The organism is archaeon, from assembly GCA_016432545.1.
Lineage (GTDB): Archaea > Thermoproteota > Nitrososphaeria > Nitrososphaerales > Gagatemarchaeaceae > UBA183.
Window position 1 is genome coordinate 274,678 of the sequence record CP066694.1, and the last position, 11,970, is coordinate 286,647.

General features: G+C 60.0%; 14 protein-coding genes. 8 read left to right on the plus strand and 6 right to left on the minus strand.

Annotated elements, in window-relative coordinates:
* Positions 1 to 35: 35 nt before the first annotated feature.
* Both HY247_01525 and HY247_01530 read right to left on the minus strand, forming a co-directional pair.
* Positions 36 to 899: a twin-arginine translocase subunit TatC gene (locus tag HY247_01525; protein QQG49024.1), complete on the minus strand. Its 864-nt coding sequence runs from the start codon at positions 897 to 899 to the stop codon at positions 36 to 38.
* A 113-nt stretch (positions 900 to 1,012) separates the two neighbouring features.
* Positions 1,013 to 1,246: a twin-arginine translocase TatA/TatE family subunit gene (locus tag HY247_01530; GenBank protein ID QQG49516.1), complete on the minus strand. Its 234-nt coding sequence runs from the start codon at positions 1,244 to 1,246 to the stop codon at positions 1,013 to 1,015.
* Positions 1,247 to 1,431: 185 nt separating this feature from the next.
* Here HY247_01530 and HY247_01535 point away from each other — a divergent pair, with 185 nt between their 5' ends.
* The 6 genes from HY247_01535 (at position 1,432) to HY247_01560 (ending at position 6,786) form a co-directional block, all read left to right on the plus strand.
* Positions 1,432 to 2,304 (plus strand): protoheme IX farnesyltransferase, encoded by an 873-nt coding sequence (locus HY247_01535; protein QQG49025.1) that lies wholly within the window; start codon positions 1,432 to 1,434, stop codon positions 2,302 to 2,304.
* A 128-nt stretch (positions 2,305 to 2,432) separates the two neighbouring features.
* A complete protein-coding gene (locus HY247_01540; protein ID QQG49026.1) occupies positions 2,433 to 2,903 on the plus strand; it encodes a hypothetical protein in 471 nt (156 codons plus the stop codon).
* 102 nt (positions 2,904 to 3,005) lie between these two features.
* The gene (locus HY247_01545) at positions 3,006 to 3,731 is read left to right on the plus strand and encodes a hypothetical protein (protein QQG49027.1); all 726 of its coding nucleotides are present in this window, start codon (positions 3,006 to 3,008) and stop codon (positions 3,729 to 3,731) included.
* Between the two features lie 4 nt (positions 3,732 to 3,735).
* A complete protein-coding gene (locus HY247_01550; GenBank protein QQG49517.1) occupies positions 3,736 to 4,440 on the plus strand; it encodes a nucleotidyltransferase family protein in 705 nt (234 codons plus the stop codon).
* A 9-nt stretch (positions 4,441 to 4,449) separates the two neighbouring features.
* On the plus strand, positions 4,450 to 5,688 hold the full coding sequence (locus HY247_01555; protein QQG49518.1) for a hypothetical protein: 1,239 nt from the start codon (positions 4,450 to 4,452) through the stop codon (positions 5,686 to 5,688).
* A 63-nt stretch (positions 5,689 to 5,751) separates the two neighbouring features.
* Positions 5,752 to 6,786: a hypothetical protein gene (locus tag HY247_01560; protein ID QQG49028.1), complete on the plus strand. Its 1,035-nt coding sequence runs from the start codon at positions 5,752 to 5,754 to the stop codon at positions 6,784 to 6,786.
* Here the strand turns inward: HY247_01560 and HY247_01565 are convergent, their stop codons facing one another.
* Positions 6,787 to 7,821, minus strand: a complete 1,035-nt coding sequence (locus HY247_01565; protein QQG49029.1) for a galactose-1-phosphate uridylyltransferase — start codon at positions 7,819 to 7,821, stop codon at positions 6,787 to 6,789.
* A 95-nt stretch (positions 7,822 to 7,916) separates the two neighbouring features.
* Here HY247_01565 and apgM point away from each other — a divergent pair, with 95 nt between their 5' ends.
* On the plus strand, positions 7,917 to 9,143 hold the full coding sequence (gene apgM / locus HY247_01570; GenBank protein QQG49030.1) for a 2,3-bisphosphoglycerate-independent phosphoglycerate mutase: 1,227 nt from the start codon (positions 7,917 to 7,919) through the stop codon (positions 9,141 to 9,143).
* Positions 9,144 to 9,168: 25 nt separating this feature from the next.
* Here apgM and HY247_01575 read toward each other — a convergent pair whose 3' ends face one another.
* A complete protein-coding gene (locus tag HY247_01575) occupies positions 9,169 to 9,759 on the minus strand; it encodes a GNAT family N-acetyltransferase (protein ID QQG49031.1) in 591 nt (196 codons plus the stop codon).
* 33 nt (positions 9,760 to 9,792) lie between these two features.
* Positions 9,793 to 11,112 carry a hypothetical protein gene (locus HY247_01580; protein QQG49032.1) on the minus strand — a complete coding sequence of 440 codons (1,320 nt, stop codon included), beginning with the start codon at positions 11,110 to 11,112 and terminating at the stop codon, positions 9,793 to 9,795.
* Positions 11,113 to 11,255: 143 nt separating this feature from the next.
* Here HY247_01580 and HY247_01585 point away from each other — a divergent pair, with 143 nt between their 5' ends.
* The gene (locus tag HY247_01585) at positions 11,256 to 11,531 is read left to right on the plus strand and encodes a GIY-YIG nuclease family protein (protein QQG49033.1); all 276 of its coding nucleotides are present in this window, start codon (positions 11,256 to 11,258) and stop codon (positions 11,529 to 11,531) included.
* A 39-nt stretch (positions 11,532 to 11,570) separates the two neighbouring features.
* On the opposite strand, the gene HY247_01590 is transcribed toward HY247_01585, so the two are convergent.
* Positions 11,571 to 11,882 (minus strand): DNA-binding protein, encoded by a 312-nt coding sequence (locus HY247_01590; GenBank protein QQG49519.1) that lies wholly within the window; start codon positions 11,880 to 11,882, stop codon positions 11,571 to 11,573.
* Between the last annotated feature and the right edge of the window lie 88 nt (positions 11,883 to 11,970).

Genomic DNA, 11,970 nt, shown 5'->3' on the forward strand with positions numbered 1-11,970 from the left:
ATTAGTATGTTAGTCCGAAAAGGAGGTCGAGGGCCTCAAAGGGAAGACTTTCCGCACGAAGGGCAGAACGGCGATAGTGAACCCAGCTTTGAGCCGCAGAATGAACACCGCCGCTCCGGGCCTCCAGTCCCGTCTGTTGAATTCTCAGCATATCTCTTCCTCTCCACCCTCTTTGCGAAAATCACTGCTATTTCGAGGAGAATCACCAATGGGAGGAATATCCCGAGATGCCCCACAATGGGCTCCGGGGTGACCGCTACAATCACCACGTAGAGGCCCAAATAGACGAGCAGCCTGTTTTTGGTGAACATGCCAGTCGATAGAATCCCGAACCTCACCAGCAAAACGAAGACGGAAGGGGCGGCAAACGCCAATCCAGTGGCGCCAGTGGTAATGAATACGAACCCGTAGTAGTCACTCGCCGTTACGATGGACTGAATTCCAAAGATATTCGCAAAGTACACCATGAATCGAATTACAGCCGGCGTAAGTACGAAGTACCCTATCGCCGCACCTCCCACCATCAGGCCCACGAATGCGATGACGAATTTTCCAAGGAGACTTCTTTCCTCAGGCTTCAATGCGGGCTCGACGAATCTGAAGACTTCGTAGCCGATGACAGGGCTGGAAGTGATCAAGGCCATGACCGCGCTCGCCAAGAAGTAGATCTCCAGAGGCGCGGTCAGGGACCCGGAAATGATGCTGACTTTGCCTCCGGCGAGGGCGGCAGCGTCATCAAGAACAACCGAGATCATCGGCTTGTAGAGGCCACTGAAGAAGGAACCGGGATCAAGGGCCTGGGCCGGGAAAAACAGCCAGAAGGCGATGCTGACGAAGTAGGCGACCGCCACCGCCTTCAGCCTCCTTCTGAGCTCCTCCAGGTGCGATAGAATGCTCAAACTCTCAGGAAGGGCCTAAGAACTGGGAGGAAAAACATTTGGCTTTAATTGGGCAAGTGCCCGCTCAGTGTCGCCGAAACTTGTGCCGTGGGAATCAGAAGTTGCGGCCCGTATCACTTTCTCGACTTGGCAACGATTTCTTGAGAAATCTGTTCCCTGGTCTTCCCTGCAGTCGAGATTCCTAGGCTCTCCGCCGTGTCCACAAGGAGCTCGTCCCCCGTCTTGGGTCTGGCAGAATCACTCGCTGACGCGACCGTCGCAGAAATCTCCTTCGAGGCGCTGTCGAACTCCTTCTTCGCCCTTCCCAGGGCCCTTGCAAGTTCAGGAATCTTCTGCGGACCCCACATAAAGAGAACGACCGCTATCACCCCGATTATGATCAGGTCTGGACCTGTGAAAGCCAATCGACTCGGGACTCGATATCCAGACACTTTATTTAAGGATTAGAAGTCCAATTGAAGTCCACTCCACAAGAACGAGGGCCACGCCGGGTGGAACAAGGTTTTATCCAGACAGGAGGCGGGTGGAATTGTTGAAGCCCTGGCAGAACATACGGAACTATTGGAGGCTGACAAAACCGAGGATTTGGGGGCTCCTGGTCTTCACGGGGATGATCGCGATGCTCGTCGGCTACAGGGAGACCGGTGTGCCGTTCAACACTCAGGCCTTCGTCATAGTGGCTGTGTCTCTGGTGCTGGGGAGCGCCTCGGCCGATGTCCTCACGAACTACCACGACAGAGACATCGACGGGATCATGCGCAGAACACAGAAGCGGCCGATCCCCTCTGGCGATGTCAGCCCCAAATCAGCCCTCACCTTCGGTCTCTCCATGGCGGTCCTGTCCGTCCTCGTACCTTTGCTTCTGATCAACGCACTCTCTGCCGGGTTCATGCTTCTGGGACTACTCGACAACGTCGTGGTCTATTCGCTAATCCTCAAGAGACGCAGCTGGCTCAACATAATCCTCGGAGGGATCTCGGGTGGGATGCCCGTCCTCGTCGGATACTCCGCTGTCGCAGCGACCGTCTCCCCGGTCGCGATCTACATGTCGGCCCTAGTCATAGTCTGGATCCCCACCCATATCTGGAGCCTTGCCATCTTCAGCAAGGCGGACTACGAGGCAGCCAAGGTGCCGATGCTCCCGGTTGTCTTCGGGGAGGACGTTGCCTCCGTCTGCGTCGCCCTTACGAGCGCCCTCCTGGCAGTCTTTTCTGTCGCGCTGATATTCCTCAGGCCCAACATCTACTACGCGGTGTCCGCCACCTTGCTCGGAGCCGTCGTTCTGGCCTACAGCGCCAAGCTGGCCGTCGACAAGAAGCGCGAAACCGCCTGGACACTGTTCAAGATAACGAGCCCCTATCTGACGGCCATCTTCCTGGTCCTCGGGGCCACGCTCTGGTACTGATGTCAGCCTCTGGACCCGAGTCCGTGATACCGGGCCGTGACGCGAGGGCGTGTGAACCAGTCTTTTGGGGTTGATGTCGTTCCGGCCGTGGTCAATCGTTAAATAATCAGACCTGGCCAAATCTCATTGTGGCGGGAAGGAACAGTGCCTCCGCCGGCATTGGGGCCTCCATTTACATAGCATGTGGTCTCATTGCCATGGCTTCAAGCCAGCTACTCGGTAGCGCTCTAAGCCTCTCCACCGATGTGTTCCTTCAGCTTGGGGGGGAGACGTTCCTGATTCTGATTCTTGGATTCTTCCTACTGGTAGCCGGGCTGCTGCTTGACTCCAAATATGACCTAAGGCACGACGTAGCCATGGCCTTGGGAGCACTCAGTGCTCTCATAGGAGCAATTGACTCCCTGTTACTTCTGAATCTGACAGGGGTCCTGAATGCTAGGCTTGTCTACGGCTACTCCCAGATTCCGGAGGTGGGATTCTTCTACAACTTCCTAACGGTGGCCGTGTTCGTCGTCGTGCTAGCCGCCTTCCCTCTAGGTATGGTGGGTTCCCTGGGAATGTTCCACGACGAGTCTCGAAGTCACGACAGTCAGAACTAATCGGGCCCAAACAAGGCAGTCTCTTTGCTTGTTAAATCAAGCATACCAACCCCTCATGCACATTTGAGCAGTCTTCTTCTAAGCTAGGAGGCGCTCTATCAGGTGGGTACGATGGAGTCTGCTTCACAGGTCCGCAGGCCTCTCGCGCTGGTATCCGGCCAAAAAGAATACTCGGTGATCGCGAGCCTCCCAAAGAACAGCACGTCCCTGGCTGCCCAGGCGGAGGACGCCGGCGCAGACGCGATAATGCTCAACATAGACGGCGATGAGGGCTCCTCTCCGAGTCACTTTGGCAGCTACGACCTGCACGACGCCTACATCAACGACGTAATCTCGAGCGTTTCCCTCCCATGCGGAATCTTCATCGGGGGAGCAAGGTCCCTCACCCCCGAGTACTGGGAGCGGATAATGTCCAGCTCCTTCAGCTTCGTCGAGATGTACGCTCATCAGATGCCGACCTTCGTACTCTCAGACTCACGCGTGAAGAAGATCAGCGCCATCGCGACCGGCTACATCCTCGAGCAGGTCAGGCAGCTCTCCCTCATGGACAGCCTGGAGGCGATAGACGTCGCCACCGTGCCCGCCCAGGCGAAAGGGACGCCCTTCAGCGTCCTGGACCAGGCCACCCTCGGGGTGATCATAGGAATCTCCACCAAACCCGTGCTTCTCAAGACCCAGAAGAGGCTCTCACGTGACGACATCGAGCGGGCAACCTCGATGGGGGTCAGCGGCCTGATCGTCGACCCTTGCATTCTCTCAGGAACCGACGAAGCGTATAAGGAAGAGCTGGCGGGCCTGCTCCCCAGGCGAAGCCAATCTGAAGCATAGCGGAATCCAAGGGGTCGTCCTAGCAGGCGGCCTCGGGACGAGGCTCAGGCCGTACACACTCCTCACCCCCAAGCCGATGCTCTCCGTGGGGACCAAGCCGATTCTCGAGCACATTCTCGTTTGGCTCAAGAGCCAAGGGGTCGAGGACGTGGTCGTTTCCACCGGGTACCTCGGCAAGTTGATTCAGGAGTACTTCGGCGACGGCTCTGAGTGGGAGGTCGAGGTCTCCTACGCAGCCTCACCGAACCCCCTCGGGACTGCCGGCCAGCTTAAGGCCGCCGAGCCTAAGATCAAGGGCACCTTCGTGTGCGTCTATGGAGACGCCATCCTTGACTTTGACCTGAGGAAGGTGATCGAGTTCCACAGGAGGAACCGGGCCGACGCGACCATGGTCCTGATGCAATACAGCGCTGAAATGAAGTACGGCTTCATCGAGACAGACGCCAAGGGTCGGCTCACTGAGTGGAAGGAGAAGCCAAAGATTTCGGGCCTCATCAACGTGGGGTGCTACGTCATGGAGAGGAGCTTCCTGAAACACATCCCTGGTGGGAGGATGTTCGGCATGCGCGAGACGTTCGACAGGGCGATGTCGGCCGGCGCCCGGGTCTATGCGATGAAGGCGAAAGGAGAGTTCCTCGACATCGGCGACAAACGCTCCTACCGGGAAGCCAACCAGCGGTTCATGAAGAAGATCGGCAAGGTGCTGTAGACGACGCAGCTGGTCGTCTTCGAGGATGAAGGATTCGACCACCTCCGCCCGCTGACCCTGACGAAGCACGTCAGCCTGCTCTCTTGGGGGACAAAGCGGTTGCTGGAGGTCGTGCGACAGAGCTCCGGCCTGCCCGAAGAGCCCACCTTGTGGGGAAGGAAAGAACTGGAAGGGGTGACCGAGGAGGCCACAGGCCTGGACTACAACGAACACTTGGAAGGGTCCTTACTCATGGTAAACGCGGGAGCTAGGCCCTCCAAGCTCATAGGGGAACTCTGCTCTCGGAAGGGCCCCTTCGTGGCTCTTGCGGGCGGCCGACTCCTGGCCGCGAGGGTAGGCCGAGGCGCAGCCGACCCGGGGGTGCTGGGCAGGAAGCAGGTTAAGGCGCTCGCAAGGGGATCCGAGAGGCTCGAAGCGCCCGCTGACAGTTTCTTCCGCGGATACTGGGACCTCGTCGAGAGCAACGGCGTGGCTATCGCGGCCCAGGCAGGACACTTCGAAGACCCCCTACAGCCCCCGAGTTCCGTCGAGGTGCGAGGCCCAGCCGGCAGTCTCCGGATCGATGGCGGCGCAGAGGTGGAGAAGTTCGTCACATTTGACACCAGGCGGGGCCCGATCGTGGTGTCCAAGGGCGCTCTAATCGAAAGCTTCTCTCGGGTGATGGGACCATGCTACATCGGCCCAAAGGTCAAGGTCCTTTCAGCCCTCATCGGCGGAGGCACGTCGATCTTCGAAGGATGCAAGGTGGGAGGACAGATCGAAAACTCCGTCGTCCAGGCCCACACCAACAAGGCTCACCACGGCTACGTAGGGGACTCCTACGTCGGGGAGTGGGTGAACCTCGGAGCGGGGAGCACGTTCAGTAACCTGAAGAACACCTACGGCAATGTCAGGGTCCAAGGCCAAGGCTCACGGACCGATTCCGGGATGCTTAAGCTGGGCCCGGCGGTCGGGGACATGTGCAAGGTCTCGATCGGGGCCCTCGTCCATGCGGGCAGGACAATCGGGGCGGGGAGCCAGGTCTCGGGGCTTGCGCGCGCGAGCATCCCACCATTCATCTTCTACGACGGCGAGACGGGACGCTCCGTGGAGCTCCTGCTCGAGTCGGTCGTAGAGACGCAGAGGAGGATGATGGAGCGAAGGGACATCACCCTCACGAGGGCAGCGGAGGGGCTCATCAGGCTCGCTTTCAAGGCGACATCTGCCGAGAGGAGGAAGTTCGGGGCACGGAAGGGGGCCCTGTCATGAGGTCCCACATGCCTGGCGAGCTTAAAGACCGACCCCCGTGCCCGCTGAACATCCAAAGTTAGCGTGAAGTTTTTGGCCGACCCTTATTCCGAAGAAGTCTCAGAGCAAGTCGACAGGCACGGCGTCCTGAAGACATACGAGCGCTGGCCATCCCTTGCACAGCAAGGATTCGAACTCAAGCCCGGCGTCTCGAAGGCCGGGTTCACCAGGGGCTGCGTGATGGGGATGGGGGGCTCGGCGGCAGGAGGGGACATCATATCGAGCTGGCTCGCGGCGAAGGGCGGTCCTGAGGTGAGCGTCTTCAAGGGGACCGTGCCCGTCGAGGACATGACAGGGATCCTCGGCGTCGCCTGCAGCGCTTCCGGCCAGACCGAAGAGACGATCGCGATGATGAAGACCGCCCTAAAGCGTGGCGCGACGGTCGTGTCTCTGTCCGCAGGAGGGAGGCTCATGCGGGTCTCGGAGGAGATGGGCATCCCCCACATGATGATGCCGGAGGTCGTCGCTCCAAGGTACATGCTACCATTCATCGTCTTCGCCTCCATGGCTGTCTTCGACGCCGGGATGGGCCTTGGCTGCGTAGCAGAGGCAAAGGATGCCATTTCTGAGCTGGAGTCCGAGTGGAAGGCTGTCTCCCCATCAGTCCCCCTTCGCGACAATGCGGCCAAGAAGCTCGCAGAACTCGCCCGCGAGAGGACTCCGGTCATCTACGGGTCCAGGGTCACGAGGGGCGCAGGCATACGTTTCAAGAACGTGCTCAACGAGAACTCCAAGAGGCACGCTCACTTCGACGGCCTCCCAGACGCCTTCCACAACGAGATAGAGGCGTGGGAGGACCCTGCCACCGGTTACATGCCCATCTTCCTCCGACACAGGAGCGAAGCTCAGTGGGACCGAACGAGGTCTGACTCGATGGTGAGGATCCTGCAAGAGCTCGGGAGAAAGCCCGTGGAAGTGAGGGGTCGAGGGGAGACGGACTTGGCGGAACTGGCGACCATGGTCTACAGGCTGGACATGGCCTCTTACTACCTCTCGGTCGCTCTCCGCAGGGACCCTTTCCCGACCGCCCTGATTGACAGGCTGAAGCGGGAGTCCTGACTATCTGATTCCGACCAGCTGAGCGAGTTCCTTCCTGGCACTGGCCCCGAGAACCTGCGCCGCCCCCTCGGGAGAGACCTCGCTCGCGAAGATCCCGCCCCCGAGCTCGAGGCCTCCCCAGGGAGCCTTCCTCGGATAGACTTCGATGTGCCAATGAATCTGTTTCGTGGTCTTCTTCTCCGAAGAGCTGTGGAAGACCATCGTGAAGGTCTGGGACTCCAACGCCTTCGACATCCCGCCTAGCGTCGACCTTAGCATCAGGGCGAGGTCCATCATCTCCTTCTGCGAGAGCTTCAGGATGCTGGTCATGTGCCGCTTCGGATAGATCCAGAACTCGTAGGGATGGGTAGAGACCCAAGGGGCGAAGGCGATGAAAAAGTCGGTCGCGAGTATCTGCCTCGGCCCTCCGGTCTCCGTCCCCACTACCTGGCACATGGGACAGATTCCCAGGTCGTTCAACGAAGTCTGTACGGTGTCCGCCTCCTGCTCCACCGCCGGGGGCACCCTGGGCGTAGTAACTATCTGGACGCTCGGGTGGACCGCTGTGGGCGTCCCTTCCTTCTCGCTGTTTACGTACACGAGGACATAGCTCACTCCTTTCTGGGAGTAGAGCCATCTGACCTTGTCCTGGAGCGAGGCGAGAACGTTGGTCCACTGTTCGATGTCGATCTTGGGAAAGGCCTGGTCGTGCTTGGGGGTCGCCACCAGGACGTAGTGGTATCCCACCGCCGGCTCGCTGTAGTGCGGTGGCTCCCCGTACGAAGGCGGCGCGCCAGGGGTCACTAGAGGGTTCTTCGCAGGAAAGATCCTGACCGACCAGTTCTTCACGACGTCTCCCTCCGAGTCGGTCTGCTTGAGGAGAGTGTCCCCCCGCTTCACCAGGACGAGGTCGGCCGGCGGAGTGAGGTCCTCGTTGCCCGCGCAGTAGTTGCACTTCTCTGCCTTTCCTTGTATGACTTGGCCTGGTTTGAGCCCCCTGTCGGGGAGGATGAACGAAAGCCTGTCAGTAAAGTAATCCTTCCTGATTTCAACCAACGGCGCGTGGCCCTTCGCTCCGGATATTAGCCTTTGGAGTGCGGCCCTACGCGAAACGGAGATAATCACTCGGTGCGAGTCCCACGCGGTAGCAGATGAAGGCAGGGTATGTGCTTCTCGACGGATGTGCGGACAGGCCGGACGCGCGCCTGAACTACACGACCCCCCTGGACGCAGCGTACACCCCCAACCTGGACAGGATCTCGGCCCGAGCGTCCCTGGGCCGGGTGATCACGGTCAGGAGGGGCATAGCGCCGGAGTCGGACATCGCGGTCTTCAACATGCTCGGCTACTCGTTCCCTGAAGGCTATCCGGGAAGGGGTGTGATAGAAGCGATCGGCTCAGGACTGGACATCGGGAAGGGGGACCTGGCCCTTCGCGCCAACCTCGCCTCCGCGAGCGGAAGGCGCATCCTGGACAGGAGGGCTGGAAGGAACCTGACGCAGGCGGAGGCCGAGGCCCTGCAAGACGAGATCAACTCGATCAAGCTTCCTGGCGCTCAGCTTGAATTCCGCGCCACGGTCTCATACCGGGGGGTCCTTGTGATCAAAGACCGGGGTCCGCTCTCCGCTTCGATCTCCAACACCGACCCGGCCTACTCGAAGGTCGGAGGCTTCGGAGCCGCGAAAAAGGTCTCCCCGGGGGAGTCCATCGCAAGATGCATCCCCGAGAACTCTTCCCGACAGGCTGCTCGGGCTGCGGAGCTGATCAACGAGTTTACCCGGAGGGCACTCGAAGTACTCGGAGCGAGCCAAGTCAACAAGGGGCGAGTGTCAGAGGGCAAGCTTCCGGTCAACTGCGTGCTCCTGAGAGACGCCGGAGACCACCCGCCGAAGGTCCCCTCCTTCCAGGAGAAGTACGGGATACGCGGGACTGCCCTAGTGGAGATGCCAGCAGAGGTGGGGATCGCCAAGGTCCTTGGGATGAAGACTGTGGCCATCAAGGACAGGAAGGACATGAAGGAGAAGGCCACACTCTTCTCGAAGGAGATGAAGGAAGACACTCTGGTCTACGTCCACATAAAAGGCCCGGACGAATTCGGGCACGACGGCGACGCAGTGGGCAAGAAGAAGAACATCGAGCTGATCGATGCGGACTTCTTGTCTAAGGTCTCCCGTTCTCCTCTGGATGCCAAATTAGGAGTCTCGTGCGACCACGCTACCCCCTGTTCGATCATGATGCACTCGAGCGACCCGGTTCCCGTGCTGATGACACGGGCAGGGAAGGGAGATTCTATGAGATTCACTGAGAGAAACGCGATGAAAGGGTCCCTGGGACTCTTGGCGGGGAGGGACGTCCTGGGCCGGCTTCTCGGGCGCTGAGCCGAGAACTCTGTCGAGCGCCCTATCAGTGGGCAGAATCCTTCGTGGGTCGGGTAAGGTCGATGTACATCAGGACCTCGTCGATAGATCGCGTGCTCCGCCTAATCTTCCCCGGGACCGTCCCAACCACCTTGAACCCGGCTTTCTGATACAGGCGCTTGGCGAAGGCGTTGTTGTCCAAAACCTGCAGCTCGACTAGCGTGATCCCTGCGCGGGCAGACCCCGCGAGGGCGCGGGCGACCATGGCCTCCCCGAGCCCGACTCCTCTGAACTCCTCGAGAATCGCTATCCCGAGAACTCCGCAGTGGGCCATGTCCAGTTGCCTCCTCCTTGTCACTTCGCAGTTGCCTACGAGCCTCGGCCCGTCGAAGGCCGCTACGCTGACGGCGTCGTCCTTTCTGAGGTCAGAGGTCACCCTCTCGAGGAATCTCCTCTCGGCCGCCCGCGTCACCCGCCTGTCGAGCGACACTATCCCGAGGTCCGGGTTCCTTCCCCTCTCGTGATACAGCTCGTTCGCGAAGTCGAAGGTCGCCTCGAGGTCTCCTCTGCGAAGCGGCCGGAGGACCGCCTCCCTCCCGTCTCTCATCTGAATCGGGTGCGCAGAGGGTCGAGCCAAGTGTGGTGTCTCTCCATCCGGGAGCTGCAGGCCCTAGTTAGAGAGAGAGTCTCCGCCTTCGTCCATGAAGAGGCGGTCGACGCTCTGGCCCTTCCTGGCTACCGAGAACCCGTTCTGGGCGGACCTGAACAGCACGTAGGGCCTCGGCTGGCTGTGGAATGGCATGTTCATCACTATGGAGTAGGCACCAACGTCCCTGAAGAGGACCAGCTTGCCCACTTCCGCGCCTCCGAGCTTCGACCTGCTCGAGGTCGGAAAGACGTCCAGCGGGTCGCAGAGCCTCCCGACAAGGACAACCTTCTGCGGGGCCTGCCTCCCGCCGGGCACGACCTCCACGGGGTACTCGTGCCTCAAGAGCGCTGCATCGAGGAGCATGTGGTACCCCGCGTCCACGTAGACGTACTTTCCTTCGCCGAATCCCTTCACGTTGACGATCCTTGTCACCATGACCATGGCCTCTGCTGTCAGGAACCTGCCGCTCTCGGCGACGAGGGTGAACCTGTCCCCGAGGCTTTCTACCAAGCTGTTGAGCTGTCCCACGAGCCTGGCTCCAAGGTCCTTCGGGGTCGGGACCTTCCTGCCGTAAGCAGCGGGCAGGCCGCCTCCGATGTCTATGGTGCGGACCGGGAAGGGACCCAGCTGCCTCCGCGCGTCCAGGATGAACGCCTCCAACTTCTCAATTGCCTCCGCATAGCAGGACGGGTCTTCGATCTGGCTCCCCAGGTGGAAGTGGAACCCTTCGAACTTGAGCCCGGGCGTGGCCAGGAGCCTCTTGAGCACAAAGAAGGCGCTGTCGTGGCTCCCTCCGTTGAACTGGAGCCCGAACTTCCCGTGGCCCATCGAGCCCCTGAGCTCCGCGTGTACGTGCACCTCTGGGTTGACCCTGATCATTACCTTGACCTCGACGTTCGCTCTCGCCGCCGCTTCGGCAAGGTTGACGAAACCGTTGTGGCTTGCCACCACGATCTTCCTCACCCCTCTCCTCAGAATCTGCTCGTATTCTGCCAGCGTTTCGGTGATGCTCGTGTACATCACGCTCTCCGCGGACCCGCCCGCACGGGTGACGAACTCCAGTTCGCTCGGGGCCGTCAGGTCGAACATGATCCCTTCGCTCGCGAAGGTCCTGATCACCGTAGGGTTGAAGTTGGCCTTGACTGAGTATGCGACCCTGAACGCTCCTCGGAACTCAGCGAACGCCTGCTCGATCTCGCTGACCTTCTTGCGAAGAGTGGCTTCGTCGATAAGGTAGTACGGAGTGCCATACTGTTCCGCTAGCCTGTACAGTTCCTTGTCGGAAAACTTCGGCGCAGCAACCCCCGTTCGTGAGACGGGCTGCGCACGTGGGTCCGCCAACTTTTTGTTAGTTGTTGCCCGCGAAATTTCTCTTAAAAACATTATCCCTCGACGGCAAAAATTGTCCGGAAAAGTTGGAAGACGGGCCCGAGGCTCAGACCAGAGTGGGTGAAGTTTTCTCCCCCTCCGTGCGACCGCCTGGCGTGCGGAAGCACTATCTGTACATCCTGACGTGCTCGGACGGCTCCCTGTACACTGGCTATACGACCGACCCTCGGAGGCGCCTCAGCGAGCACAGGCGAGGAGTAGGCTCAAAGTACACGAGGGGCCGACTCCCGGTCGAGCTCAGCTATCTGGAGCGTGCGGGTTCGAGATCCGCGGCGCTCAAGAGAGAGTTCGCACTGAAGCGCCTGAGCAGGCGTGAAAAGCTCGCTCTCGTGAAGTCCTTTGCGAAGCAAAAGGGGGATAGCCCACGCTAGGTTCGAGAGTCCAGTGGGGATTCTACTGGTCTTTGTGGTTTACTTGCCGACTACGATCTCGATTGAGGAGATGTTCCGAGTCTCCGGCCCTTCGCCGACGACTTCGGTGCTGATGCCGATGTTCTTCACCCTGAACTGGCCCCCGCCGAGCCTCTTCGTGACGATTTCCGCCACGTCGACGGCCCTGCTGATTGCCATTCCTCTCGCCTTCACGACCACTTCTCCCGCCTGGGTGAGCTGGATGAGCGCGCTCATGGCGTAGCTCATCACCGGCTTCTTCCCGACGAAGAGGTGGTTTGATGGCGCGGACCTTGGTGTTGGTGCGCTTGGCTGTTGGACGGGTGCCGCCATCTGGGTCTCAGATGGTCGCTCCTCAGATTCGCCTTCTTCGGATTTCTTTCTTGGCATGTGACTGACCTTGTTCGGGACGCCCGCCTCA

What these genes read in the sequence shown, in the direction of transcription:
- apgM (QQG49030.1), top strand. Translation starts at nt 7,917, where the DNA reads ATGAAGGCAGGGTATGTGCTTCTCGACGGATGTGCGGACAGGCCGGAC.
- HY247_01530 (QQG49516.1), bottom strand. Translation starts at nt 1,246, where the DNA reads ATGTGGGGTCCGCAGAAGATTCCTGAACTTGCAAGGGCCCTGGGAAGG.
- HY247_01590 (QQG49519.1), bottom strand. Translation starts at nt 11,882, where the DNA reads ATGGCGGCACCCGTCCAACAGCCAAGCGCACCAACACCAAGGTCCGCG.